The organism is Rhizobium altiplani (genome assembly GCF_001542405.1).
Classification (GTDB): domain Bacteria; phylum Pseudomonadota; class Alphaproteobacteria; order Rhizobiales; family Rhizobiaceae; genus Rhizobium; species Rhizobium altiplani.
The window spans coordinates 1-25,713 of sequence record NZ_LNCD01000031.1; the positions used below are offsets into that span (position 1 = coordinate 1).

Here is a 25,713-nt window from a genome sequence, read left to right on the forward strand (position 1 = left end):
CCCTCAAACTGCCTGCATGTAATCCGCCACACTGTAGCAATGGCTCGCCTGATAGGCGTTCCGTCCCCGGTTCATGTGCGTCAGGTTGAAGGTGCGGATTGCGCTCAGTACGCGGCGGCTTGTGAGAAATTTGCGGATCGAGACAGAGCCGCGCACATTGATGCCGAAAATATCAGCACCACGCGGGAAGAAGTAACTGACGTGCTCTGGCATCGCGACACTTTGCTCAAGAAAGTGTTCGTCCACCCGGCTCGGTGTTGCTGAACCATCTGTAGTGAAATCCGAAAGATGCACGATGAATCGGGCGCGGATATCGTCGCCGTGGGCATAGAGCGTGAAGAGCTCCATCCAGCTCGCATTGACGCGTATGAGCGGCTTGTCCGAGGTGGATGGGAGACAGGAAACCGACCAGTAGTAGCGCTCGGTCTTGCGCATGATCGGAATGCAGTTTGGACCGTATAGCCCGAGAATCTCCAGCAGTTGCCTCGCTTGCGGGCGACTGAGGAGTTTTTCAAATCGAGCGACATATTTGAAGCGCTGTTCAAGGGACTCTTGGCGCTCGTCCGCGTCCAACAAGTCGATCTTGCCCGCTATCCAATCGCGCTGCTGCTCAAGATCCAGGAAGTGCCGCACACCAGTTGTTCTCGGGCGTGATGTCGCGCCCATGTCAGACGCTCTGCGAAATTCGTGTGCTCGTCATCGTCCGGCTCCTGTGTTCTCGCTAAGGCGTCAAGAGGCTAGGTATCGCGCCCGATGCGTCTTCGAATGATACCTCGCCGATGGTACATCTGGAAAGTCTGCGCGACTAGGATCAGAAAGTCACATGACCGTTCGTCGTCTTGGCAACGGATCGCGGTCGCGCCAGCCTAATGGCGCGATCGTCGATCATCCCGGTCATCGTTCCGAAACCTATGGCTGCCAGAACGTCTGCATTTCTTCGGGCGTGACCTTGCCGTCCTTGTTGGCGTCCACGCTATCGAAGATCCGCCTGTGGATCGTCATCACCTCCTCGAAGGACAGCGCGCCATCCCCGTTCGTGTCGGCGATCGCAAACATAATCTTCATCATGGGTCCTCGGATACCCATCATAGGCATGCCGCCCACCATGCCGGACTGCATCATGTTCCCGGCCATCATACCACCAGCCATCATGCCTGGTCCGCCTGGCATAGCGCCCTGGCCGTGTCCCATCATGCCACCCCCCATCATGTCCGGCATTCCAGACTGTGGGGCGGCCTGCGCCAAATTCACAGGATGATGGAGATAGGTTCCGCTCGTCTGGCCGAAAACGGCACCGCCTCCGCCTAGAGCAAACAGCGCGGCCAGCAGGACCGCATTTGCAGTTCGTATGGTTCTCATGTCGTTTCTCCTTTTGCTGGTCTGTATCCGCGGCTTCTTACTGAATGAATTCGATTGTCGTTCCCGACGACCGCGACGGCGGACATCTAGACGATCGACGCGCGCCGCAGCCGCAGCCGATCACGCTACCGAGGACAACGCCATTCCGGCCGCCGCAATGATCGGCGAGAGCAGCAGCCCGGAGATTGGATAGAGCACGCCTGCCGCTCCGGGCACACCCGCCGCGTTGTAGTATGCGAGCGAAGAACAGGTTCTGGCTTATGTTGCTCATCATCGCCTGGCTGAGCTTTCGCGCCCTCGCAATGCCCTGCAGTTCGCCCTCCACCGGGCTGCATATGCAGCCACTTTGACATGCGAACAATGAACCTGCCGGCTGCGTGCTTCTTTGATATGAATCAAGAATGTGGAAACATCACCCTTCCGCTTCCGAACCCGGCATCAACCAAGCAAATGCCGTGGTGCATCGTCGAGCGGCCGGGTCACGGCACGAGCACCGCTGCCCCATTGATCTGCCCTGCCCGCAAGTCGGCAAGCGCGTCATTGGCACGCTCCAGTGGATAGGAGGTGGTGACTGTTCGGATGCTCGCCTGTCCCACGAGCCCGAAGAATTCTCGTGCATCGTCGCGTGTGAGATTGGCTACCGATACGATGCGACGCTCTCCCCACAGGAGCCGATAGGGCATGGCCGGAATGTCGCTCATGTGGATGCCCCCGCAAACGACGGTGCCGCCTTTGCGGACCGCCGCCAGAGCTTTGGGAACTAACTCTCCTGCTGGCGCAAATATGATAGCCGCGTCCAGCTGGATAGGTGGCATCTCGTCCGAGAAGCCTGCCCAGGTGGCGCCCAGCTCGAGCGCGAAGCGCCTTCCCGCCTCATCCCCCGGACGAACAAAAGCGTAGACCTCCTGCTTTCGCCACTGGCACACTTGCGCGAGAATGTGCGCCGCTGCACCGAAGCCATAGAGACCGATCGCCTTGCCTTGTCCCGCCATTTTCAATGATCGCCATCCGATCAGACCCGCGCAAAGGAGAGGCGCGGTTGCGACAGGGCCCAAACCCTCTGGTAAAGTGAACGCATAGTTCGCGTCGGCCACGACGTGCGTCGCAAATCCGCCGTCGAGCGTATAGCCGGTAAAGCCGGGTGCGTCGCAAAGGTTTTCGGTTCCAGAGAGACAGAACGAGCAACATCCACACGTGCGTCCGAGCCATGGCACGCCCACCCTCCATCCCTCAAGGTTTTTCGAGACACCGGGGCCAACGGTGACCACGCGACCAACGATCTCGTGTCCGAGCACTAAAGGCAGCTTCGGATTTGGAAGATCGCCATCAAAGACGTGAAGGTCCGTGCGGCAAACCCCGCAGGCTTCCACCGCTATCACAGCCTGACCCGCGGAAGGACACGGATCCGGCGTCTCCATAAGACGCAGCGGAACGCCGACTCTTTCCAGGACCATCGCCCTCATCTCTTTCTCCTTGTCGACACCCGATGTATCATTTCGATCAATCCGAAAGCCAAAGCTTGCCGCCTTGACCTGGATCAACAACCCCGACCCCGTCTCCGGATAAGCTTAAGTCGGTTCCCACGTCGTGGTGGCCGCAGCAAGAGGAGGATAGCAGGATGAACCATATGGTGACCGCCGCCAAGGACAAGGACGCATCGGCGTTCGCCGCGTGCGCATCCGCCCTTCCCGCCAGAAAGAACGAAGGCGACATCCTGCTCGAACGGACGGACGACGACCATTGGGTCGTCACGATGATCTCGCTGCGGGCTCTCGACTGGGCGACACGAGAGCTCTGCTGTCCGCTTCGTCAATGTTTCGCCGGAAGCATGCGGCTAGACATGATGAGCGCCGATCGCCTGTTAAAGCAAGCTCACGCCCAAGGGTTTAGCACGAAGTTCGTCGGGCTTGGCGGAATGGACGTCTTTTAGCGCCGACCGTCGCACGCCCACCATATCGAGAGTTGACTTGGGTTAAGCCACGGCTCGCCGGCTATCCCATGCCCGCTTCGGGGTGGGCATCGAAGAATACGAGAAACCAATACACGTCCTGCTCGAGGTCGGCACATAGTTGACCGTACTCGCCGAGCAGCTTTTTATCTCCCGACGTCCGCAACCATTCGAGATAAAGAACCACCTCGCTGTAGGATTCGCATAGGTCCTTCACGCGATGCTGCTTGCCGCGAAGGGCCCGAAGGGCCGGACACCGCATCTGCAGAAGCAGCCAGCCGTGAGCGAAAGGATCGAATGTTTGTCGCATTGCAGGCTGCCGGTACTGCGTTTCGATTGGACGTTTCAACGCAGAAGCCGTCCAGCGGTTCCCTGAGCTCGGCAATCGATTTGACGAACATCAAAGAAGCCTTCCAGGAAAGCGATATGATCGCAGCTACCAAGAAGGAGGCAGTGCAATGAGTATCAAAACCGTCATGTGCGTCTTCGACGTCGGCCGCTGGGACCAGGACCTCAAGTCGGCAATGGAATTTTGCGAAACACAGGGCGCCCATATGACCGCCCTTGTGATCTGCATGGGGGCCGTTCCGGCGATCGCCACCTACGAAGCAATCTCAACAGCGTGGCTCGAAGGCCAACAGCAGGAAATAGACCGGCTCGCCGCGGAAACGAAAGCGGTACAGGAGATCCTGGAAAGGACGGAGCTGTCCTTCGACGTCCAGGAGGTCTACACAGAGTTTGCATGGGCGGAAGGGGACATCGCCCAGCATGCGCTGTACGCCGATCTCGTTCTCGTGGGAGCGCAAGCTGCCGGCAACGAGGATCTTCAGAGACGTATCGTCGATGGCGCCCTGTTCGAGTCTCCGACGCCGATCCTGATCAACCCACGTACGCAGGCTGTCAGCTCGTTTCCAAAGTCGATCCTGCTCGCTTGGGATTCGAGCGACGAGGCAGCGCGTGCCACCCGCCAGTCGCTGGAATTCCTGAAGGGCTGTGGTGCCGTGCACGTCACGATCGTAGACCCGGTCGCGAGAAGCTGGGAGAATGGCGAAGAGCCCGGATCCGACATTGCCATGTTCCTTACCCGTCACGGCGTGAAGGTCGAGGTCGATCGGGTTGCCAGCGGTGGGCGCCGCGTGGACGAAACCTTGCGCCAACATGCCACGGACGTGGCAGCCGACATGGTGGTCATGGGTGCCTACAATCACCCGCGGATACAGCAACGCCTGTTTGGAGGCGTCACCCGTTCGATGCTGAAGGACAGCCGGATTCCGCTCTTCCTGTCGCGGTAGTGGAAAGGTCTAGCGGCCCCGCCGGCCGGCCGGCCGCTAAAAGCAATGGACCATGTCATGTCTCGGGAGGCCGCCATGAAGCCACAGTTTCATCTGCCATTGACCACGCGTCCGGAAGCGAGTTCGTTTGCGATCATCGAGAACGCTATTCAGTTTTCGTTGCATCAGGGTGCCGATCTTGTCGCCAGCCTTGCTGTCGCGCGGCGCCATGGCCACGAAGCCGCCGAAACATATTCAGACGATGACGAGTTCCAGGCAGACCGCTTTGATCGGGATGCCGCAGCTCAGCTCGTCAGGCATTTGCGAGAGCGGGCCGAACGGGTTGGCCTCGACGTGAGGCTTGTTCCCACTGAGGCCGAGGCGATGTCGGCGACAATCCGGCTGGCCGAACTTGCTCGCGCCTACGACGTTACGATCCTGGAAAACACCGAGCTGGCGAGGCCAATTGTAGAAAGCCTCGTCTTTGACAGCGGTCGCCCGCTGCTTCTCCTGCCGTCGGCCGATTTCTATGGCCGCATCGACAATATTGCGATCGCATGGGATGGCAGTGCAACGGCCGCCCGCTCCGTCGCCAACGCGTTCCCTATGATCCAATCGGCGACGAAAGTGACAGTAATATTTGTGGGCGCCGCGGCTCGGCGGAGGGTTTTCTTGATCGCTATACCGAAGCACTGAAGCATTCAGGGCTCGAAGTCGCGTTAGCTGCCGTGCACAGCGACGGAGAAGACGTCACCACCATCATCCAGGACAACGCCATAGAGGGCCACGCCGACCTTCTTATCGCTGGTGCCTATGGGCACACCAAGCTGCGCGAAGCCCTGGTCGGCGGTGTGACGCGCACCTTGCTCGACAATCTCCGCATTCCGGCCCTGCTATCCCACTAAGCTAGCGCTCGAAGGGCGTTCAAGACGACCGCGAAATCGATCGCCTCCTGGATCAGAGCGCCCTGGACCGGCGGGAGAAGTCCTAGTCCTGCGAATGCCATCGCGATCGCAGACAGGCCAATACCAACTGCCACGCTTTGGAGTGCAATTCGCCACGACCGACGGGCGACCTCCAACGCGGCCACTATGCCGCTCAAACCGCTCTTGAGCAGCACGAGGTCCGCAGCCTCAGCCGCGGCGGCCAGGTTGCCGCGGGCGACCGCTAGTCCGACATCCGCTGCGGCCAGTGCCGGAGCGTCATTGACGCCGTCGCCCACCATCATCACGTTGCCCAGCGTCTTCGTCCTTAAAACGACTTCGACCTTGTCTGCCGCGCTGAGATCGGCCTCGACGGTGTCCATTCCAAGACGGTCAGCGATTGCCTTAGCGACCTCGAGCCGATCGCCGCTTGCGAGCGAAATATGCTTTATGCCGAGCGTGCGGAGATCTTCGATTGCCCGAACGGCATCCCCTCTTAGAGGGTCTTCGAAACGTATTGCCCCAAAAACCCGTTCATCCACGCATACAAGCGCGCTGGCTTCGTTGGCAACCGACACTTGCGGCTCGATGCCCCTCGAGCGGACAAAGGCAGGTCCTCCGACAAGCACACGACGCCCTTCGATCATCGCCTCGACACCCTCTCCCGCCACCTCGGCCGCCCGCACCGGTTTGCTGAGCAAAAGATGCCGACTTTGCGCTTCCTTGATGATGGCCCGGCCCAATGGGTGAGCTGATGCCAGTTCCGCCGACGCGGCCAGACGCAGCAGCGCGTCCGGGTCATCAGTGCCGAGAACGTCAGAGACCGTCGGTTGCCCGATCGTCAGGGTTCCCGTCTTGTCGAAGACAATGATATCGATCTTCGACAGGGCTTCGAGCACCGCTGCGCCCTTGATCAGGATGCCGCTACGGGCCGCCTTCGATATCCCCGCTACCAACGCCACAGGAACGGCCAGGATGAGGGGACAGGGCGTCGCGACGACAAGGACAGCCAGGAGCCTGACGCTGTCTCCCGATGCCCCCACCGCGACGGCCGCAACGAGGAGGGTGAGCGCCAGAAACCAAAGCCCCATCCTGTCGGCAAGCCTGTAAATCGGCGCCTTGGATTGCTTGGCCTGCTCGACCAGCCGCAGCACGTGCGCATAAGTACTGTCTTTGGCCGCCTTCGAGGCGATCAGATCGAAAGCGCCTCCGGCGTTCGACGCGCCGCTTGAGACCACATCGCCCCGCGATAAGTGGACAGGCAGCGGCTCCCCCGTCAGTGCGGACTGGTCGAGGACGGCTGGGCCGCCATCCACGGTTCCGTCGACGGGAACGACATCGCCGCGCCGAATGAGGAGGCGGTCTCCAGGGGCGATCGCATTTATCGCGACCTCTGTGAACTCGCCGTCGTTGATACGCAGCGCGCTGCGAGGCACTCGGGAAAGAAGGTCGGTCATACCGCTTTCGGCACGACGATGCGCATAAAATTCCAGAAAGTGGCCCCCCGCATACATGACCGAAACGATCGCGCCAGCGAGATATTGGCCGAACCACAGCGCCGTGGCCATTGCCAAGGCGGCAATGAGATCGAGTCCGAACTCTTTCCGCCGGAGCTTTGAGACAATTTCGACGAGAAGGCAGGACAGTACCAGGAGGATGCCCGAAACAAGAAGAATACTCGCAGTTGACCAGACGTCCAGCAGTGCAAGGGATAGACCGCTTACCAGAAATGTGAGAGCCAAACAGAAGAGGATAAGCGGCCAGTGCCGCTCGACAAGGAGCTTCGCGCGGTCTCCAAACACAGTCCACTTTGACGTTGATCTTGGTTCCAGCGATCGCACGCCGTTCCTCCTTCCGTGAAAAGTCCGCTGGTAGAGAAGACGCCGCATGAGCCAAGTCGTCGTCATTGATCTATGACAATGACACAGACGGTATCCGCGAGACAAATAGCACTCCAATTGTCCGGCACTTGGGAGGACGCCATGCACTACGACTACGTCGTTGGCGAACTGCGGCGGGACGACGAGCTCGCGGCCTTCGTCCTTGTCTGCAGCGTGGCCCCTACGTTCAATGAAAAGGACTGGGCGGCCGTGTTCGATGACAGTCGGAACTGGCGTTGCATCAGCGCCAGCGATCTTGCCGGGCGCGTGAGAGGTCTGGCCGTCTTCAGGCTTCGAATGCACCCGGAGGCGGGGTTACTCATGGATGTTCCGATCTTCATCGCTCTTAGCGCTGCCGATCACCATCAAATTGCCGAGAGCTTGTTTTCATCGCTCGAAGCTCAGGCGACCGAGTGCCAGTTCATGCGCGTCTGGACCAACCTACCCGGGAGCCTGCAAGAGCTGGAGGATTCCGATCTTTTTCGCCGTTGGGATCATGGGCTCATTTATCGCGTGCATCCAAAGCCGATCGGGCCGGCTTGGCGGTGAAGACGTAACCGACCGACCGAACGGACTTTATGAGCTTCGGTCGTGCCGGATCGATTTCGATTTTTCTTCTCAACCGGGAAATCTGCGTATCTATCGAGCGATCGAAGGGATCTCGCCCCCGATGTCGCGTGAGATCCATCAGTATGTCTCTGCTTAGAACCCGACCTGCGTTGCGGACAAATGCGTCCAGCATCTCGAACTCCCCGGTGGAAAGCTCCACTTCAACATTCTCGGGGTTGAGAAGCTTTCGCTTCTCACTGTCGAGTCGCCAGCCTTCGAAAACAAACAGGCCATCTGAATTCGAGTCCGCTTTGCTGGGTGTCTGATAGCGGCGTAGGATCGACTTGAGCCTCGCGTGAACCTCCCGCAGGTGGAAGGGCTTCACGATATAGTCGTCCGCCCCGACCTCCAGGCCGACCACACGGTCGACGACGTCGTCGCGTCCGGTGAGTATCATGATCGGCACATTCGAACCGCTGCGTAGCTCTCGGGCCAGATCAATCCCATCCTGATCAGGAAGGACGAGGTCAAGAAGGACGATGTCGAATGGTCTCGCGCTCTGCACCAATCGCATTTCCCTGCCTGTCGCCACGCAGGTGACCTTGTAACCTTCGTGTTCGAAATACCGCTGAAGCATCTTCCGGATATGCGGATCGTCGTCGACAACAAGGATTTGCGTTTCTGCTGGAGACCCCATGTTCATCATCGCTTCTGGATCATTGCAGTTGAACGAGCCGGAAAATGCTGGATCGGGCGTAGAATACGCCGGAGATCATACTGGTCAATTGCGTCTTTAGTCGCCTGGTTTGAACGGATCGAAGGCGACACCGCCGCGACTTCCTACAGAATCGACGTTCGTGTGCAATCTCCCGCCAATTTGCGCTTAATCAATGCGCCCGGATTCTTTCCCCTCAATCTGGTCCTCAGACGCTGGTGAGACGGGAGATGAAGCATGGCTGGCGGCCACTTTCTTTACAGCTTGAGGAGCATGGCGTTTGTGATTGGCGCACTAGGGCTCACTCTCGGGTCCCTCGAGACCGCCGACGCAGGGCAATCAGTGACACCATCGCTAGCGCCGATGCTCAGCCGTGTTATTCCAACAGTCGTCAGTATATCCGTGCGCGGAAAATCAAACGACGTGCAGGACGACACTCTCTACCTGATGCCCGGTGCGCAAAATAAGTCGACCCCGAGGCAAACGGCTGTAGCTCAGATCTCCGAGACGGCAGGAACCGGGGTCATAACGGATGCACGCAACGGGTACATCCTCACGAACAATCATGTGATCGAGGGCGCCACGTCCCTCAAGGTGACGATCGCCAATGGTGAAAGTTACGATGCGGTCGCTGTCGGCGCCGACGCCCAGACCGATCTGGCCGTCATAAGGATCAGCGCCGCCGGATTGAGCCAGGCAGTGCTCGGAGATTCCGCTTCGTTGAAAGTCGGCGATTACGTCGTCGCCATCGGCACTCCGTACGGCCTAGGGAAGTCCGTGACGTTTGGCATCGTCAGCGCACTCGATCGATCCGGACTGGGGTTGGATTCCGAAGAGGGCTTTATCCAGACCGACGCATCCTTGAACCCTGGGAATTCCGGCGGCGCCCTCGTTGACCTCGAGGGCAAGGTGGTCGGCATCAACACGGCGATCCTTGGGCCATCGGGAGCCAACATTGGGATTGGATTTGCTGTCCCAATCAATACGGCCAGTGCGATCATGCGGCAACTCGTTTCGCATGGCGAAATCCGTCGAGGCCAGCTTGGCGTGCAGGTTCAGGATAGCAGTGCAGACTTTGCAAAGGTCCTCGGAGTCAACACCTCATCGGGAGCCCTGGTAAATGAGGTGCGGCCCCAATCCCCTGGTGCTAAGGCCGGCATCGTCGTCGGGGACGTCATCGCCGCGGTCGATGGACTTCCGATCTCGGGCTCCACGCAACTGCGAGCGCGCATATCTGCCCTTCCGCCAGAAACGGCCGTCAAGCTAACACTTCTGCGACGTAGCGGCAGTGTCGAGGTTGTCGCGACGCTCGCGGCCGCCGCCGCGACAGAGCCGCCGGCCGAAACTGTCGACTACGTCGATGGTAAGGGGTTGCTCGATCTGGTCACGCTGCAAACCCTCGATACCGCATCCGACGCATTCGGAAAGGTTCAAGGTGCCGTGATATCCTCGATTTCAGACAGTAGCCCCGCCGCGGCTGCTGGCTTGCAGCCCGGAGATGTCATTACCAGCGTCAATCAGACGAACGCAACGACGCCGCAGATGGTGGTTGAGCTGGCAAAGGCTTCGACAGAGCTTCTCCTTGTCGGAATTTTTCGCGACGGCCATGGAAGCTTCCTCATCGTCAAACGATAGTCTGCTGTATCTCATTTCAAATGCCAGCGTACGGGTGTGCCCGCACGTCGTCGAGGCTAAACGTGTTCGGATGAGGCTAATTTGATCCAGTGCAATGTAGCCCATTCGGTCGAACGATAGAGTGGGCACATCAAGTCAGAGGTGGGCCGTGCGATCCGCATTTCGTCGGCCATTGCCAAGGAGGACGATGGAAATGGATAAAATCCGGATTCGCGCGAAGGACTGGATCCTTGTTTGTGATGGATCGAAGGCACTCCTGTTACGCAACGATGGGGACGCGCAAAACTTGAACCTCGTCGAGATCCGCATGACGACCCATGAGGGAGTGCCCACGCACGAACTAGGAGACGACCGCCCAGGTCGTGTCTACGGAGCGGCGGGTGGTGCGCGGAGCGCCGTCGAGGCCCCGGACCTGCACGAGCGCGATGAACAGAACTTCCTCGCCGGTTTAGCAAGCGAGTTGGCGAATGACATCGCCGGGGGCACCCTGCGGCGACTGCTGGTCGTCGCCCCTCCTCGCGCGCTTGGCATTCTACGACCAAATCTAGCGTCTATCGCCAAGGATGTGATCGTTGGAGAGATCGCCAAGGACTTCACGAAGATGCCTATCCAAGAGATCGAAACACGGTTGGAAGCCTACAATCATTGAGGCTACCACCACTCCGGTTGACTCGGATAAAAAAGGTATCGCAATGTTTTCCAAGGACATCATGACCAGTCCGGTGAGACCAGAACGTCCGGCGATCGATCGAAATCATTAACGCAACAAAGATCGGTTCCGTTCCGGACGTCGACGACATGGGCACGGGCGCATCTGCTTGTCGAATGGAACGCGGCCGGTTTCCTCACACCCGAGGCTGGATTGAGGCGCCCGCGAATTACATCAAGGCCCGGAGCTGGAGGATCAGGGACGTCATGACTTCGCCGGTCGTCAGCGCGCTTCCAGCTGCTACGATCGTCCAAGTCGCCGATCTCCTTCTTGCGCGCGCCATCAAACACAACCCGGTCGTCGCCGACGAGCGGCTCGTAGGGATGATAAGCCGCCGCGACCTCATGCGTGCCATGGTCGATGAGCCTTCCGGTTCGGTGGCTTGCGGCGATGATGCCATATGCCAAGCGGTGCGTGCACGGCTGCAGGCGGACCTTGGTGTTTTACCGGAAGCCATCGATACCTCGGTCAGGGCGGACTGGTTACACTTCGCGGAGAAGTTGACAACTCTCTCGAGCGGGAAGCAGCAAGAGGGGCTGACGGTGTTCCCAGTGTACATGGTGTGTCAAACAAGCTCCAGATCGCCTATCACATAATCAGCCGGGTGAAGCCCGCGCCCTGAGGCATTAATCGAGAAGCTGGCGCAGCCGGATCGAAAGTTCATGCGCGGTGTACGGCTTCTTCAGCCAATTCGCCGTCGGTAGCGATTTGTTGGCGATGCCTGGCTCCGCATAGCCGGATGTGAACAACACTTTGAGACCCGGCCTGAGCAGCACAGCCCTGCGTGCCAGCTCGTCGCCAGTCATTCCACCTGGCATGACGATATCGGTGAACAGCAGATCGATCGGCTCGCTCGTCGAGAGTAATTCGAGAGCACTTGCGGCGTCCTCGGACTCCAGAACAGAATAGCCCGCCTTCGTGAGCCTTGCCACGACGACCCGCCTTACGCGCTCATCATCTTCGACGACGAGAATCCGCTCGGTTCCGCGTGGGGCATACTCGGCGTTTGACGTCTTTCGAGAAATTTGAACGCCCGCAGAACCTACTGCAGGTAAGAAAATCCGGATCGTCGTTCCCTTGTCGAGCTCGCTGTAGAGCTGAACGTGCCCCCCCAATTGCTTGACGAAGCCGTAGACCATGCTGAGACCAAGGCCAGTCCCAACACCGACGCGCTTGGTGGTGAAGAACGGTTCAAATGCGCGGGCTTTCACCTCTTCCGGCATCCCCTTTCCCGTGTCCGTCACGGCGATCAGGATATAGTCGCCAGGCGGTAGCTCCGGATACATCTCAGCATATTCTGTGTCGAGCCGCACTCGTGAGATATCGAGCGTCAGGCTTCCGCCCGTCGGCATTGCGTCTCGTGCGTTCAGAGCAAGGTTGAGCAAGGCGCTCTGAAGCTGCGACTTGTCGACCAAGGCGGTGTGGCTGCTTCCTTTGATGCTTGTGCGAAGTTCGATCGTTTCCCCAAGGGTCCGTCGCAGAAGCTCTGAGAAGCCGGATATCAGAGATCCTACATCGACGTTCTCGGGATTGAGAGGCTGGCGTCTCCCAAAGGCGAGAAGTTGCGCCGTCAGCTTTGCACCGTCTTCCGCCGCCTCCTGGGCCTCCCGAAGCAGCGAGCGCTGTTCTTCATCGGCTAGCAGCGGCTCGAGCATTTCGAGATTTCCGCTGACCACTGTCAGCAGATTGTTGAAGTCGTGCGCCAACCCACCTGTCAACTGCCCGACGGCTTCCATCTTCTGGGACTGTCGCAACTCTTCCTCGATGCGCTGCCTGCTGGTCAGGTCACGAATGAAGCCGGTGAATATCCGTCTTTCGTTCGCCACTGCTTCACCCACCGACAACTCCATTGGGAAGATTGATCCGTCCTTTCTGCGTCCTTTCACAACACGCCCAATGCCTATGATCTTCGCCCTGCCGGTGCGAAGGTAGTCTGCGATGTATCTGTCATGTTCGTCGCGATATGGTGACGGCATGAGCATGCGGACATTGCGGCCGATGACCTCGCGGGAGGAGTAGCCGAATAGCTTTTCAGCGGCACTGCTGAAGGATTTGACCGACCCCGCCTCATCGATGACAACCATCGAATCAGGCACGGTGGCGAGTATTGACGTCAGATGCGCTTCGCGTTCGGCGAGGTCGTCCTGGATCTTCCTTGTCTCCGAAACGTCCGTATTCGACTGTATGACTGCCGGTGTCGGAGAAAGGGCGTCGAAGACAACCCAGCGGGTTGCGATCGTCATCGGGTGTCCATCCTTGTGATAGTGGATGATGTCGCTCTCCCAGGTGATCCCAGCATACACCTCCTTGCGGAGATCCTCGATCGGTCTGGCGGATTTCGTCCGGAGTAATGTGTGAACCACCTTCCCCACGGCCTCTATGCGTTTCCATCCATAGAGGCGCTCGCACCCCGACGTCCAGTGGCTGATGATGCCGTCAGCGCCATGAATGATGACATTCGTATCGTCGAAAACGCGCGCGATTACGTCGAGATCCTGCTCCGGAGCTGATGGAACTATGGCATCGCCTGGCATCGCCGCCCTGCCTTTTAATGATGAGAGTACCTTAGCGTATCCTCACGACCATTATCGACGTCAGCTTCGTCTTCGCCAGCCCGCTGCACAAGCGCGGACTTCTTCAGCACGAGAATCTCATGGCGACGGCCCGCCGATAGAATGCCCTGCCCTGCCAGCTTCGTCACCGTGCGCGAGACCGTCTCGATGGTCAAGCCAAGATAGTCCGCGATATCAAGCCGGGTCATGGGCAAATCGACTACGTTTGGCTCACAACCTTGAGCAGTGCTTTTCCGCAGCCGGGCTAATAGGAAGCTGCATAGACGCTCTTCGGCGCTCTTGCACGACAACAGCACCATCTGATCCTGCGCTGCCGCCACCTCGTCGCAAAGCTGGGAGAGAAGCGCCGACCGCAGATCGGGGCGAGCGAGAAGCTGCTTCTCGAATGCAACCTTGGTCTGCCGCTGGAATGCGACATCGTCCAGCGCCTCGGCGCTGTAGAGATATCTGTTCTTGAACGAGACCCCGACAATGTCGCCCTTGGTAAGGAAACCCGCAATTACACGACGTCCGTCGTGAAGCTGCCGGCAGATCCGCAGATTGCCTTCGCGGATCGCGAAGACATGGAGGGCGCGGTCGCCTTCAAAAAAGACGATCTGGCCCGCCGTCACACGCTCGCGTGGACTGCGGTCGAAAAGCGCGCCTAGGCTGCATTGCTCGCGTATTGGGCCGGTTTCTTCAAACAGGGGTCGGACATTGAGACTGCTCGCGAACATGATCTTGCTCCCTCAAATCATGAAGATCGCAGTACACGATCGCAACGTCACATCCCGATACCACTTCCGTGCCAATTGGTCTAAATTTGTGACAGTTTGTGACAACCCGTCCGGCATCGCCGAAATGGGCTGCTAGTCGTGCTTGGCTCCGTTAATGATGGTCGGGACCGGACAACACTCCGGGTGCATTGATCGGCATCAAAGATTCGTACGCCAACTGTCTGTAGCATCTATGGGCTTTCAGGCAGTCTTCGTCGCCCTACGAGGCGCCGATCGGCAGCCGGTTTCATGAAGGATTGCCTCGCTCCATGAGCCTAGCTGAGGATGACACGAGCTATGACCCGAACAGGCATTTTACCAGGCGCCATCGCCGTTGCTCTCGTTTTGGCGTTCTTTGATGAGGGCACCACGGCCGATCTTGCTCGCGGACGCGGCATCGCACTTCGCTGGTGTGGCGAATGCCACGTCGTTGCTCCCGGACAGTTTCATGGCTCGGATTCCGTGCCGACTTTCGCTCAGATCGGTGGAGCCGAGCACTTCAACGAGGCGCGATTGTCGGACTTCTTGACATCTCCCCAGCACTCGCGAATGCCGAACCTTTCACTGACACGCTCGGAAATCGCTGATCTCGTGGCCTACATAAAGGCGCAGCACCACTAGCAAAAGCGCGTCGCGCTCGCCTTGTTTTGGCGGACGCCGGCGTAAGAAGTCCTGCTTCTCGTTTTGTATTGATTAGCCCCGGCTCGAGATCAAGATTGCCGACAACCGCCTTCCGGCGGCCAATGACACTTCTTATCGACGGTTCATGGCCGCAGCGCAGCATCAGAGAGGCTCGCGGGAAGGTTGGCCCCTGACGAACGGAGTCGGACGTCACGCTCAATGATCGCAAAAGAATTCACGTCCGGATGCGTCGTCAACGTGACAAGAAGAGCGGAACGTCGCTATTCTTGAGCATGAAGCGCGTGACACCGCCGAAAAGCCGCTGCTGGAGCCGTGGGTGCCTGTAGGCCCCCATGACTACCATGTCGGCAGCGACGTCCATCGCATGTTGGCGCAACGTTTCGTCCACGCGGCGTCCACCGCTCGCAACCTTGTCGACTTCCACTTTTACGCCATGCCGCGTGAGAAACGTGGCAATATTGGCACCCGGTTCTTTGCCGCTCTCATAGCTCCTGGCGACGGGATCGACGAGCGTCACGTGCACGGCATCGCAGCCTTTGAGAAACTCCAGGGATTGGCGGGTGGCACGCGCCGCCGCGTAGCTCGAATCCCAAGCGAGAAGTATAGACTTCGGAAATGACGAGACCGCTTGCATGCGGGGATTGACAAGGATTGGCGTCGGAGACTGGAAAAGGGCCCCGTCGATGATCCTACGTTGGAGATTCTCATCACCGGCGGCCTGGGCCCCGACCAACACGAGGTCGGCGTAGCAGGCATGCTGCGCGATGTCCTCGTCGGCCCACGCAAATTCCGTATAGATTTCCTGGATGTCGAAGGACAGTTCAGTCCTTTCTAGTATATTCTGAATGGCATCCGCTTCTTCGGCGAGAAGATCGATCTGCTTCTGCTGCTCGTCGAGCCGGGTTACCGTCACGGGGTAGACGGAGACTGGCGGAACGGAACACATGCAGATCACCATCGCGGTCATGTGCGCTCCCTGCGCTTCGCAGAACTCGATGGCACACTTGATGTCCTGGTTCCAGCGGTCGACGCTAAAGACACACATGACGGTCTTGATGCTCATGGCACTAATCTCCCTGTCACATGCGAAGTCTATCGCGCGCTCAAACGGTTTCCTTGATGTGCGTCAAAGTGCTGTTTTTCATTGCTCATCAGCCTGAGAACAACCGCTATAAAATGACGTTTGAGTTCAGTCCGATCGATGCCGGATGAGACATGACCTCCAGAGGCAAGGCCAATTTGTCTAAAGCCTCAGGGCTCGCTGGCCACCTTTCCATTATGGCGATTGGTGCAGCAAAATCGCCTGATTCGAGCCCGTTCGCGTCGAAAGAATATTCACACGAACAGACGCGCCATTTTGACCAAGCGCAATGAACAAAATTCTCCTTGGATGAAAAATCCTCGGCGAAAAGGAAAGGAGCCGGCCATGCTAAAGATCTTTGCGGTATGCCTTGTGATCGCGCCGACGGTTCTTGTTGATCATGCCGTCATGGCAATGACGCGCGAACAAACCCATGCGGTCCGTGCCCAATCACAAAAGAAACCGCCCAAACCCAAACTTGGGTATCTGGATCTGTTCATTCCGCCGACCAAGGGAAACGGGTTCTGATGTCCCATTCGTGCCCAACGTGATACTGAGCACGGAATCTTGGCATATCACCGCTCTGGTGTCCGTCGTCTTTTGTTTTGGGCGCGGGAACCGCCAATTCCAAAGAATGGCTGTTCTAATCCTTGCGGACCCATTCGCACACGCATCAGAGTGCACGACGGCGTAACGATTAATTGCGGCAATCGAAATCCGTTGTCCCTCGCGCACTTGAACACGCTGCATTGACATCAATCAAGGTCTTCTCAGCGGAGAGAGGAAGCATCGATAATACTTCCGGCACCTGGAGAGTGGTAGATGAACCACCTGTTTCTAACCCTATCGGACTTGGACAAACTCTCTGCCTATTGGTATCGACACTACGACATGCCGCTAGATGAGGCGGTTTCCTCCCGCGTCTGCGCGCTGGCGATCCAAATCTACCGACTCGGCATCAGTAGCGTCGATGATATTTCGCGAATACTCATTGCGAGATTTCCGCCAGAACGCGCCTCGAGGAAACTGTTTTCAGACACCGTTCACTAGGTCAGGAGATGCAAGCGTCTCGTAATTCGACGGAAAGCGAGCCTAGAAGGCTGTGTCTGTAGGCGATCAAGGACCATAGTTCCACCACGCTCAGCCAATCTGCATCCGGCTCGGCCGGAGACATCGTTCATATAGACGCCGTAGAAGAGATGGGGAGAGGCATGCGCTGGTGGAACTTCATCAGGCTTCGGCGAGCCGATTTCAAGACGTTCCTCGTGCCAAGCGTTATCAAGAAACTCCTGGAACTCGCCACTGAGCACTACGCTTCTCCAACTGCCCTTCGATGGCCGACCTGAAGACACACCGTCGGATTCTGTCGTATCCACTCGACTTTTCGTCCGGGCATGGAGAAAGCCATAGGCTACTCTTGACTGGAACGCGAAGTAGATGGGACCGACGTACGGTTGCCCTTCGTTAGTGCAAGCCAGATGGCCAAAGTGCCTTCCTCTCAGCATTTCCAGGCATTCCGCATGCGTCATGCTTTTCAATGCCATTGACATTTAAATCACTCCGTTTCTCAACGTCGATCCTCGACCGATCGTTGCAACCGAAAATCTGACCGGGTGACACTGTCTGCATGATAAAAGAGGACGCTAAACACCGTCGCAATCATCACGATGAGTACCAGCAGCAACGCATGGTCAAGAACCAACCAGCGCAGCCATTTGTAACCGTCTTGGACGTGCATGTCGCAATCCTACTTGTTGAGCAAGTCTGGGTTCAGCCTCGCCAATTCTGTTCTACATGCTCCTGATCAGCCGCTGACCGCGAGATCGTTGATGACGCTGACGACTCCAGGAATCGACCAGGCGGCCCGCTCCGCAACGCTGCGTTCCCGCCAACCGGTTACCCCACCCTTCAGCGTGACGTTGCCACCGGAAACGTCGATCTGGATTCGGTCCGCCTCTACCTCGGCATTACGTTTCAGTGCACCCTCGATGCGATTCTTGACATCGGGAATGGATGCCACGGGTTTGATCGACAATACGTTTGTTACTCCGACGACGCCGCCAAGCTTCATGACCGCTTTTTCAGCCGCCACCCGCTGGAAATGCCATGGCACCTCTCCTGACAACGTCACCCAGCCTTTTTGAACTTTGACGCCGATCGCGCCGTCCGGCAGCAGCGCGTCCCACTCAATGATGTCCAAGGCCCGCGCCGCGATCTCGTCGTCCGCATGGTGCTTGCGGCCCGCGTACCGGACCTCGAGCGTCTCGGCGAGAGCACGCACACCTTTCACCCGCTTCACGGCCATTTCAGCAGCGATCTTTTCTGCGTAGCTGCCAACATGGCCTGACAAGGTGACGACGCCGTCCTCGACCGCGACGCCGATATTGGCCGCATCGACGCTCGGTTCGAACCCGAGTTCGTCGATGATGTTTTGGCGTAATGCGAGATCGTTCATGACAATTCCTCCATTGACCAAAATTCATCGAGGGAAGACCTTGTGTTCATGATCGGTCCCTTTTGCCGGGACTGCATTGCGCTCGATCAAATGACGCGAAACCGTGTACCGGCATTAATGGCGCCGCAGGAGCCGACGCGCGCCAATTGAGACAGATCAAAGTTCGGGCTTCTATTTGTCCCTAAGATCCACTCCTCCACATCTCAAACCTGATTGCGGTAGCCCCTCGCCCGACCTCGAGCGACGTCAAACGGCGGATCGAAGTAGCGTTCCGGCGCGACGCAGAACTCGAGGCTCAAGCTATCCAAGTGAACGTGCTTGACGGTCAGGTCACGCTTGATGGAACCGTCAAGCGCTGGACCGAGCGGCAGGCCGCCGAACACGCCGCCTGAGCGGCAGGCGTAAAGTCCGTCGAGGATCATCTGCGTATCGGCTAAATTTGAAGGGATTCGAGGCGGCGCCAAAGGTCTAGAGTTCGCGCCTCGAGTTGCTCCCGCTCAGCTCCGGCGCTGGCGGTTTTCTACAGTCCCCTTTCTCACATATGCAGGCGAAGGACGAGGCGCCCTTCAGCGTCGAAAATGTTGACGCTTTACAGGCCTCCAGAACCGGGCGGCGAAGCTGCAGGTGAATCGCGCACGTCGTAACGTTGAACAGCCATGCAGCAACCTCGGCGTGCCTCTGCGGCGCTTCTACCGTATTCTTAGATCGAAGCGTCGAAGTTTTCTGCTATTGCGTCTTGTGGGCGAAGTAACTCATCAATCAGAACATTGGTGGGCTTTCCTGCGTCAAACCGCTTCCATTCTATAGCGCCTAGCGAGTGATCAAGCTGTTGCTCCAAGACTTCAATACCGGCGTCAGAGACGCCCCTTAAGCGGTCGTTTACACGCCGTCTAAGAAGTGCCGGATCAGCATCAAGCCAGATACCCTGGAAAATGCGTTCACCGCCGTTGCACGACTCCTCAATTAACTTGCGATTCCACGGCTTGTCGAAGACGCCGTCAACGACCACGCAACCGCCGGCCTTCAGGTGGAGCCGCGCGCGCCAGGCCATCTCCCGGTAGACCTTCGCCGAGATATCTGGTCGGTAAGCTGCCGCCGGCAGCCTTGTCTCGGGAGGAACCCCATGCAGCGCCTTTCGCAGCCTGTCGCTTTCGATTATTCGGGCACCTGGTGCGGCGCCGACTAGCGGTGCCAGGGCTTCCGCAAGCGTCGTCTTGCCTGAGCCGCTGAGGCCCCCTATTACTATCAGACGGGGTGGTTTTTCACACAGCATCGAGCCTGCGAGCTGAAAGTATGATCTTGCTTCTTTGATGAGGTTGTCGTGCTGCTGCGACTGCGCATCTGCCGCACTGGTGGCAAGAACGTGGGCACGAACTGCAGCGCGAAGCGCCAGGAAGAACGGGAGCGTCTCGAAGCCTTCCTCGTCGTCCGTCTCATCAAAGTAGCGATTCATCAACCGGTTCGCCAGCGTATACTCTCCGCGATGCCATAGATCCATCAGCAAGAACGCAAGGTCATAGAGCACGTCGCTCGTGGCTATCTGATCATTGAATTCGATGCAGTCGAACAGGCGTGGCTCGCCGTTCAGCAAGAAGATGTTTCTGAGGTGAAGATCGCCGTGGCACCTGCGTACCTTTCCTTCCTGTCCGCGTTGTTCAAGGATATCTGCAAGACTTCCCAGGGATCGATGAAAACTCGATGTGAGCTCTCGCACTTCCTCTCGAGAAAAGACATTGCTTGTCGCAAATCCGGCTTCGTTGATATCGAGAACCGACGAGACGGCTTTTCGCCCTGAAACCGTGTCGACAGGTTTCGCGCCACGGTGATGACGCGCTATTGCATATGCCAGTGAATTGATCATTTGGGGCGTCAAGCCGCCCGACCTGGCGACGTTGTCGAGCAGCGCCGACTGATCAAAACGACGCATTTCGACGAGCGCCTCGCGTGTCGGGCCTTTGCCGTCAAGACTGTAGTGGCCGGCAGCCTCTTCCGTGATCAATCTGACGCGAAGGTAGGTCTCCGGCGCGGTGACGCCGTTGAACTCGATCTCCTTGTGGCATGCAGCCAACCGGGCCTCGATCGAAGAGAAATCGACATAGGGAAGTTTGACCGCGCGTTTCATTTTGTAAGCGCGGTCTCCTGACAGAAAAATGATCGAGATATGCGTGCTTATGACCTCAACCGGAAGCTCATCCCTGCGCAAGGCTTCCTTCAGAAAGGCCACGATCGCGGATTGATCCTGTACGAGCATGGAGATCCTCCTTCTTCAGACCGGAGATCCTGATCGACGTTCGCTGGTCTGACATTGACCCTGGTCAATGCGTACAGCGCTCAGTGCACTTGCAAGCGGGCCAGGGTTCAGGCCACTGCCGTCCCGGAGGGATAAATCGACGAACAGCCGTGGCCCTAATTTGATACTCGTCAAACAATCTCGGCCTGAAATGCGCCATTCTGAACGATGCAGAGGGCTTTGGACAAAGCCCGCGACCCGAAGGGAGGCTGGGATGCCATACAAACAGATCCTTTTCAGCACGGAAGCTCGCGGCAAGGTGTTGCAGGGAGCCACAAAGCTCGCGGACGCCATTCGCCTCACTTTGGGACCTAAATCGAAGTCTGTCCTCATCGAAAAGAAATGGGGTACGCCGATCGTCTGCAACGACGGAGTTACGATCGCGAAAGAATTCAGCCTGAGAGATCCCGAAGAGAATCTCGGCGCCAGAATGTTGCGCACCGCGGCGGAGAAAACAGGCGAGGTCGTGGGGGACGGTACGAGCACATCGACGATTCTTGCCCATGCGATGTTGGCGGACGGTCATCGCAATGTCGTGGCAGGCGCCAATGCGGTTGATCTTAAGCGCGGTCTTGACCGAGGCGCGGCGATAGCTATCAAAACCCTTGCCGAGCTCTCCCGCCCGGTGACGACAGACAGGGAGAAGGAGCAGGTGGCAGCGATCTCCGCCCATAACAATGAGATGATCGGCAAGCTCGTTGCCACCGCGATGGCAAAGGTCGGGAAGGACGGCGTAATCACCGTCGAGGAATCGAAAACGATGGAAACCCAGCTCGACGTCGTCGAAGGTATGCAATTCGACCGGGGCTATATCTCACCTTATTTCGCCACCGAGTCCGAGAAGATGGAAACTGTCCTGGAGGATGTGAGGATCCTGATCTTCGATCGAAAGATCTCTGCCCTCAATGATCTCGTTGGCGTTCTGGAGGCGATCGCGAAATCAGGCAAGGCGCTGCTGGTGATCGCCGAAGACATCGACGGCGAGGCCCTCGCTACTCTCATTGTAAACCAGATTCGTGGCACTTTGCACAACTGCGCCGTCAAGGCGCCCGGCTTCGGTGATCGTCGAAAGGAGATGCTCCGGGACATCGCCATTCTGACAGGCGGGCAGCTCATCTCCCAGGATCTTGGTTTCAAGCTCGAGAATATCACGCTCGATCATCTCGGAGCCGCCTCGCGTGTGATTGTCGACAAAGACACGACAACGATTATTGGCGGCAGCGGCAAGCAGTCAGAGATAAAGGGGCGCGCCGACCAACTCCACAGAGATATTGAAAAGAGCACGAGCGACTACGATCGTGAAAAGATGCAGGAGCGCTTGGCGAAGCTATCCGGTGGTGTTGCTGTTATCCGGGTTGGTGCGCCGGCCGAAGCCGAGATGAGGGCAAAGAAGGAGGCCCTCGACGACGCGATAAACGCGACTAAGGCTGCTGTTCAGGAGGGGGTTGTCCCTGGTGGTGGACTGGCGCTCTTACGGTGCGTCAGTGCCGTTGCCGCTGCCGAAGCACTCTGCGAGGGTGACGAGCGAACTGGCGTTCAGATCCTCCGACGAGCCCTGGAGGCACCAGCGCGTCAAATCGCCGAGAACTCGGCTGTCGACGGCGGAGTTGTCGTTGCCCGGATGCTGGAAAGCCAAGGCATGATTGGTTTCGACGCAGCGCGCAACCGCTACGTTGATATGCTTGAGGAAGGTATCATTGATCCAACGAAGGTCGTGCGTGTGGCCTTAGAAAACGCAGTATCGGTTGCCGGCGTGCTTCTTTTGACGGAGGCAACAATGACGGAGGTCCCCGAACCTCTCCCGTCACAACAGCCCGAAGCAATCGCGTAGACGACGAAGGCAGTTCGAAGCTTTCGTGGTCGCTCGTAATACCTTTGCGAATGAGTGTGACGAGCTAAATCGGCAACTGCGCGCTTTCGCGCGCGATATCTTCGGCCGCCGTAAACACTAGTTCGTGCATCTCGTTCTGGATCGTCGCCTCATCGACGTCCTCGCCAGCATCTTTGAGGTCTTTCAAGACCTTTCTCAGAATGACCTCGTCTCCCGGCGCCGAACTGCCGGCTTCCATGACTTCGGCAACATAAGCATCCCTGTCATTTCGTCCGATCAAAGAACATACCCACTGTGCCAGGAGGCGATTTCGACGCGAACGCACCTCGAGCAGCCGTTCAAAATCAAGAATGTATCGATCCTCGAGCAGTCTCCGTCTATCGTCGCATTTCATGATCTGGTCCTCCAATCGACATAGTCGGTCCGATTGTTAGCTAGGAACTCTTATCGGTCATTGGGGAACAGGTGCGCATTGACATGCGTCAATGTTCAACGGGCTCGAAATCGTCCACGAGGACGCGACCATCAAGAGGTGAAAACAATCGTTGATTTATCGCTTTCGTGTTGTTTGTCGTTGACGGGTATCCGTGTGAAAGAGACTACTCGATGGCGCGCCCCGTGACTTTCTGCCCTTCACCTCGGTAGGTCAACAAAGTGTGGCGGTTCAGCCCGATCTACCGTCGATGCGAGCGTGGGCTAAGCATTGCGGTCCCGCCATTTGGTGGAAGCGACGTCAGCGGCGCAAGCTGACTCGTTCTTTGACCGGAATCAAAGTTTCACGATGCGGAACGTGCTTTGATCATTGGGCTCGTTCTCGAGTGCAAATCAGTGTAGTGGGATCCGGCTTCCGGACCTCCTTGGAAAACAGGAGATGATCATGCCCGACAAATTCCCCGTTAAGACAGAACCCAAGACTTCTGCTCCGGGTCAAGGCGGCTTCTGGTCGCCCTTCGAGTCCCTTCGCACGGAAATTGACCGCCTGTTCGACGACTTTGGTCCCTCGTCATGGCGTCCGCTTGCCCGGCCCCTGCTGGGACGCATATCTGGAGGATCGAACGGCGGATGGGTAGTGTCACCTGCCGTTGATGTCGTAGAAAAGGACGACGCATTTGAAATCACGGCGGAAGTCCCCGGCCTCGACGAGAAAAACATCGAGGTCTCGCTCGCGAACGGCGTACTGACCATCCGCGGCGAGAAGACTGAGGAGAAGGAGGACAAGGATAAATCGTATCACGTTTCTGAGCGTCACTACGGCTCCTTCCAGCGCTCCTTCCAGCTTCCGGAGTACGTCGATACAGACAAGGTGAGCGCCGCCTTCGCGAAGGGCATCCTTAAGGTGACGCTGCCCAAGACCCCCAATGCGAAGAGAAACGATCGGAAGATTGAGATCGCGGCGGGTTGAGAAGCGACGCACGTTCTGGTGTAGAACCAAATTGGCCGACAGCGTTTAAGTGGGTTGCTCCGCTTGCATTCGATGTGACGCCAAGCGGCGCCTTTGCATATGTCCAAACAACTCAGCCCTGCGACCGCGGGGCCTTCTTTTGTGCGTAAGCCACCAGTTTGACAGTCCGCGTCGTTGCCCCAATTGCTCGGATCCGTCTCTAGTTAAAAACGCACGAGTATACGCTGGTCGTGTGGTCCGTCCTGCTATGCAAAGACTATTGCGGCGCAGGCTGCATGTGGTGAATCGGCTTGCCGTCTATCGCGATCGCTTGCATATTTTTGAGGTTCTTGACATCCGCTCTAACCGCGTCGGCCGGTTCACCTTGAGCGTCAGTTTGATGAGCTTAGCGGTCAGCGCGAATGGGGGCTGGTAATCGGCATCGTTGACACCGGTCAGAGTGTCGGAGCCGATATCGAAGTTCTCACCCCACTACAGGATCATCGGCAGGGTGTGCTCCGTCGCCTTAGTGTCCACGGCCCTGCCGTCCGCCTTGAGTGTGCCGCTGCCGGATCGTCCGAGGCCGCTCATATTATTGTATGCGAGCGTTCCTGCGCCGAGGCCGTCATAGCCGAACCGTCGAATTATTCAGAACGCCTTTTCTGATGGGGACGGCACAACGCGCTGCCCGGCCAGTTCGGCCGCGAACCGATGGTCGACACTCGGCATAGTTCTCCTGCTCAAAGAGCGTTCAGGAATTCCAGAAGCCGGTCGTTGGTCGAAATCGCTCGACCTTGGCGCGCTGGTTTTCTCACATTGATCCGTCATTTTGATCGAGCGCAATGTACTCTGAACTAGGAGTTCTATCCTGGCACCCGTCACGAACTCGGCCGTGGGTGAATGCAATGAACGAAGCAGGCTGGCAGGATCCGATAATGGTTACCCTGGGAAGCTTAGTGTTCGCACTCCCGTGGTTGCTCCCGTCGACCTTCGGAGATCCCATGGCGGGCGACACGATGGCTTGGGCCTTTCTCTTGACCGGCCTGGCAACCGGGGTGACCGCAGTCGCAGGCATTGTGCTTCCTGGTAAATGGGAAGCCTTTGTCGAGTGCGCGCTCGGCATCTGGCTGATGGCCTTGCCATGGGTCGTCGAGCCGGTCAAAGACCCGAGTACCGCCGACTGGGCTACCGTTATCATCGGGGGCGTCATGGTCGTTCTCTCAGGCATTTCCGTGTTCTCAGGACGCGGGCGTCGCCCGAGACAGGAGTAAGATGATGACCTTTCACACATCGCGCACGACAGAAGCTCTGCTCTCCGCGGCAGGATCCCTAACAGAAGGAGATGAAAAGATGGGCGTTATGGTGCTCCCAAAATCCGAATGGGCTGCTTATTTCTCGCGCCTTCGCAAGAAAGTGGAGGGGAAGGAAATCAAGATCGAAGTCCTCGGTGCGACAATTGGCGACCAGATTCTGGTGAGATCGGCACCCCTACTTGGTGCCACCTATGAGCCGAAGGAAGACGCTCTTGAAATATCGGTCAAGGGCATGACGCACGTTGTCGATCATCCGCAGAAGATCTCGATACAGGATGACGATGGAAGGGTTTTCGCCATCGAAGTTATCGACGCAGGGGACAGACATCAGCTCATGACGTTTGCCTAGGTGCAGGACTGTCTGAACGGCTTTCCGGCTAGCGTTCTCGCAAAAACTTGGAGG

At 57.9% G+C, this 25,713-nt stretch carries 28 protein-coding genes and 2 pseudogenes; 15 read left to right on the top strand and 15 right to left on the bottom strand.

Annotated elements, in window-relative coordinates; genetic code table 11:
* Positions 1-3: 3 nt before the first annotated feature.
* From AS026_RS05060 to AS026_RS05070, 4 genes and pseudogenes are all read right to left on the bottom strand, one after another.
* Positions 4-666, bottom strand: a complete 663-nt coding sequence (locus tag AS026_RS05060) for a hypothetical protein (RefSeq protein ID WP_062368805.1) — start codon at positions 664-666, stop codon at positions 4-6.
* A 243-nt stretch (positions 667-909) separates the two neighbouring features.
* Positions 910-1,359: an EF-hand domain-containing protein gene (locus AS026_RS05065; RefSeq protein WP_062368806.1), complete on the bottom strand. Its 450-nt coding sequence runs from the start codon at positions 1,357-1,359 to the stop codon at positions 910-912.
* A 120-nt stretch (positions 1,360-1,479) separates the two neighbouring features.
* Positions 1,480-1,684: pseudogene (locus AS026_RS43055) on the bottom strand (hypothetical protein); the annotation flags it as partial.
* A gap of 154 nt (positions 1,685-1,838) precedes the next feature.
* Complete coding sequence (locus tag AS026_RS05070; RefSeq protein WP_062368903.1) at positions 1,839-2,822, bottom strand: zinc-dependent alcohol dehydrogenase family protein; 984 nt, start codon at positions 2,820-2,822, stop codon at positions 1,839-1,841.
* A 155-nt stretch (positions 2,823-2,977) separates the two neighbouring features.
* Between AS026_RS05070 and AS026_RS05075 the strand changes: the two genes are divergently transcribed.
* Positions 2,978-3,289 carry a hypothetical protein gene (locus AS026_RS05075; protein ID WP_062368807.1) on the top strand — a complete coding sequence of 104 codons (312 nt, stop codon included), beginning with the start codon at positions 2,978-2,980 and terminating at the stop codon, positions 3,287-3,289.
* A 61-nt stretch (positions 3,290-3,350) separates the two neighbouring features.
* On the opposite strand, the gene AS026_RS05080 is transcribed toward AS026_RS05075, so the two are convergent.
* Positions 3,351-3,617 (bottom strand): hypothetical protein, encoded by a 267-nt coding sequence (locus tag AS026_RS05080; protein ID WP_062368808.1) that lies wholly within the window; start codon positions 3,615-3,617, stop codon positions 3,351-3,353.
* A gap of 148 nt (positions 3,618-3,765) precedes the next feature.
* Between AS026_RS05080 and AS026_RS05085 the strand changes: the two genes are divergently transcribed.
* The 3 genes from AS026_RS05085 (at position 3,766) to AS026_RS43060 (ending at position 5,483) form a co-directional block, all read left to right on the top strand.
* Entirely contained in the window at positions 3,766-4,599 is an 834-nt protein-coding gene (locus tag AS026_RS05085; RefSeq protein WP_062368809.1) for a universal stress protein, read from the top strand.
* Between the two features lie 75 nt (positions 4,600-4,674).
* A complete protein-coding gene (locus AS026_RS05090) occupies positions 4,675-5,274 on the top strand; it encodes a hypothetical protein (protein ID WP_062368810.1) in 600 nt (199 codons plus the stop codon).
* Between the two features lie 32 nt (positions 5,275-5,306).
* Positions 5,307-5,483, top strand: a complete 177-nt coding sequence (locus AS026_RS43060; protein ID WP_245307326.1) for a universal stress protein — start codon at positions 5,307-5,309, stop codon at positions 5,481-5,483.
* Here AS026_RS43060 and AS026_RS05095 read toward each other — a convergent pair.
* Positions 5,480-7,342 carry a heavy metal translocating P-type ATPase gene (locus tag AS026_RS05095; RefSeq protein WP_245307327.1) on the bottom strand — a complete coding sequence of 621 codons (1,863 nt, stop codon included), beginning with the start codon at positions 7,340-7,342 and terminating at the stop codon, positions 5,480-5,482. The genes AS026_RS43060 and AS026_RS05095 overlap by 4 nt on opposite strands.
* A gap of 141 nt (positions 7,343-7,483) precedes the next feature.
* Between AS026_RS05095 and AS026_RS05100 the strand changes: the two genes are divergently transcribed.
* Positions 7,484-7,930, top strand: a complete 447-nt coding sequence (locus AS026_RS05100; RefSeq protein ID WP_062368811.1) for a hypothetical protein — start codon at positions 7,484-7,486, stop codon at positions 7,928-7,930.
* On the opposite strand, the gene AS026_RS05105 is transcribed toward AS026_RS05100, so the two are convergent.
* Positions 7,884-8,633: a response regulator gene (locus AS026_RS05105; protein ID WP_062368905.1), complete on the bottom strand. Its 750-nt coding sequence runs from the start codon at positions 8,631-8,633 to the stop codon at positions 7,884-7,886. The two genes, AS026_RS05100 and AS026_RS05105, sit on opposite strands and share 47 nt — an antisense overlap.
* Positions 8,634-8,882: 249 nt before the next feature.
* Here AS026_RS05105 and AS026_RS05110 point away from each other — a divergent pair, with 249 nt between their 5' ends.
* From AS026_RS05110 to AS026_RS43065, 3 genes are all read left to right on the top strand, one after another.
* A complete protein-coding gene (locus AS026_RS05110) occupies positions 8,883-10,280 on the top strand; it encodes a trypsin-like peptidase domain-containing protein (protein ID WP_062368812.1) in 1,398 nt (465 codons plus the stop codon).
* Between the two features lie 193 nt (positions 10,281-10,473).
* Positions 10,474-10,929 carry a baeRF12 domain-containing protein gene (locus tag AS026_RS05115; RefSeq protein ID WP_063805905.1) on the top strand — a complete coding sequence of 152 codons (456 nt, stop codon included), beginning with the start codon at positions 10,474-10,476 and terminating at the stop codon, positions 10,927-10,929.
* Between the two features lie 266 nt (positions 10,930-11,195).
* Entirely contained in the window at positions 11,196-11,585 is a 390-nt protein-coding gene (locus tag AS026_RS43065; protein WP_245307334.1) for a CBS domain-containing protein, read from the top strand.
* A 30-nt stretch (positions 11,586-11,615) separates the two neighbouring features.
* Here the strand turns inward: AS026_RS43065 and AS026_RS05125 are convergent, their stop codons facing one another.
* Positions 11,616-13,523 carry a hybrid sensor histidine kinase/response regulator gene (locus AS026_RS05125; protein ID WP_062368814.1) on the bottom strand — a complete coding sequence of 636 codons (1,908 nt, stop codon included), beginning with the start codon at positions 13,521-13,523 and terminating at the stop codon, positions 11,616-11,618.
* Between the two features lie 14 nt (positions 13,524-13,537).
* Positions 13,538-14,278, bottom strand: coding sequence for a Crp/Fnr family transcriptional regulator (locus AS026_RS05130; protein WP_062368815.1), 741 nt, complete (start codon positions 14,276-14,278; stop codon positions 13,538-13,540).
* A 336-nt stretch (positions 14,279-14,614) separates the two neighbouring features.
* On the opposite strand from AS026_RS05130, the gene AS026_RS05135 reads away from it, so the two are divergent.
* Entirely contained in the window at positions 14,615-14,938 is a 324-nt protein-coding gene (locus AS026_RS05135) for a c-type cytochrome (protein WP_062368816.1), read from the top strand.
* 253 nt (positions 14,939-15,191) lie between these two features.
* On the opposite strand, the gene AS026_RS05140 is transcribed toward AS026_RS05135, so the two are convergent.
* The gene (locus AS026_RS05140) at positions 15,192-16,022 is read right to left on the bottom strand and encodes a universal stress protein (protein ID WP_062368817.1); all 831 of its coding nucleotides are present in this window, start codon (positions 16,020-16,022) and stop codon (positions 15,192-15,194) included.
* A 363-nt stretch (positions 16,023-16,385) separates the two neighbouring features.
* Here AS026_RS05140 and AS026_RS05145 point away from each other — a divergent pair, with 363 nt between their 5' ends.
* Entirely contained in the window at positions 16,386-16,568 is a 183-nt protein-coding gene (locus AS026_RS05145; protein WP_062368818.1) for a hypothetical protein, read from the top strand.
* Between the two features lie 518 nt (positions 16,569-17,086).
* On the opposite strand, the gene AS026_RS44415 is transcribed toward AS026_RS05145, so the two are convergent.
* Positions 17,087-17,590 carry a pyridoxamine 5'-phosphate oxidase family protein gene (locus tag AS026_RS44415; RefSeq protein ID WP_082728441.1) on the bottom strand — a complete coding sequence of 168 codons (504 nt, stop codon included), beginning with the start codon at positions 17,588-17,590 and terminating at the stop codon, positions 17,087-17,089.
* A gap of 254 nt (positions 17,591-17,844) precedes the next feature.
* Complete coding sequence (locus tag AS026_RS05155; RefSeq protein ID WP_062368820.1) at positions 17,845-18,495, bottom strand: BON domain-containing protein; 651 nt, start codon at positions 18,493-18,495, stop codon at positions 17,845-17,847.
* 257 nt (positions 18,496-18,752) lie between these two features.
* Between AS026_RS05155 and AS026_RS43070 the strand changes: the two genes are divergently transcribed.
* Positions 18,753-18,887, top strand: coding sequence for a BON domain-containing protein (locus AS026_RS43070; protein WP_342587550.1), 135 nt, complete (start codon positions 18,753-18,755; stop codon positions 18,885-18,887).
* Between the two features lie 308 nt (positions 18,888-19,195).
* On the opposite strand, the gene AS026_RS05165 is transcribed toward AS026_RS43070, so the two are convergent.
* The gene (locus AS026_RS05165) at positions 19,196-20,746 is read right to left on the bottom strand and encodes a bifunctional aminoglycoside phosphotransferase/ATP-binding protein (protein ID WP_062368822.1); all 1,551 of its coding nucleotides are present in this window, start codon (positions 20,744-20,746) and stop codon (positions 19,196-19,198) included.
* A gap of 253 nt (positions 20,747-20,999) precedes the next feature.
* On the opposite strand from AS026_RS05165, the gene groL reads away from it, so the two are divergent.
* Positions 21,000-22,616, top strand: a complete 1,617-nt coding sequence (groL, locus tag AS026_RS05170; RefSeq protein ID WP_062368823.1) for a chaperonin GroEL — start codon at positions 21,000-21,002, stop codon at positions 22,614-22,616.
* A 64-nt stretch (positions 22,617-22,680) separates the two neighbouring features.
* On the opposite strand, the gene AS026_RS05175 is transcribed toward groL, so the two are convergent.
* Positions 22,681-23,010: an ATPase inhibitor subunit zeta gene (locus AS026_RS05175; RefSeq protein ID WP_062368824.1), complete on the bottom strand. Its 330-nt coding sequence runs from the start codon at positions 23,008-23,010 to the stop codon at positions 22,681-22,683.
* 483 nt (positions 23,011-23,493) lie between these two features.
* On the opposite strand from AS026_RS05175, the gene AS026_RS05180 reads away from it, so the two are divergent.
* Positions 23,494-24,018 (top strand): Hsp20/alpha crystallin family protein, encoded by a 525-nt coding sequence (locus AS026_RS05180; protein WP_062368906.1) that lies wholly within the window; start codon positions 23,494-23,496, stop codon positions 24,016-24,018.
* A gap of 256 nt (positions 24,019-24,274) precedes the next feature.
* Here the strand turns inward: AS026_RS05180 and AS026_RS43075 are convergent.
* Positions 24,275-24,633: pseudogene (locus AS026_RS43075) on the bottom strand (arylsulfatase); the annotation flags it as partial.
* Between the two features lie 269 nt (positions 24,634-24,902).
* Here AS026_RS43075 and AS026_RS41955 point away from each other — a divergent pair.
* Positions 24,903-25,268, top strand: a complete 366-nt coding sequence (locus AS026_RS41955; RefSeq protein WP_425349762.1) for an SPW repeat domain-containing protein — start codon at positions 24,903-24,905, stop codon at positions 25,266-25,268.
* A 4-nt stretch (positions 25,269-25,272) separates the two neighbouring features.
* Entirely contained in the window at positions 25,273-25,659 is a 387-nt protein-coding gene (locus AS026_RS05190; RefSeq protein ID WP_245307336.1) for a DUF5335 family protein, read from the top strand.
* The last annotated feature ends 54 nt before the right edge of the window (positions 25,660-25,713 follow it).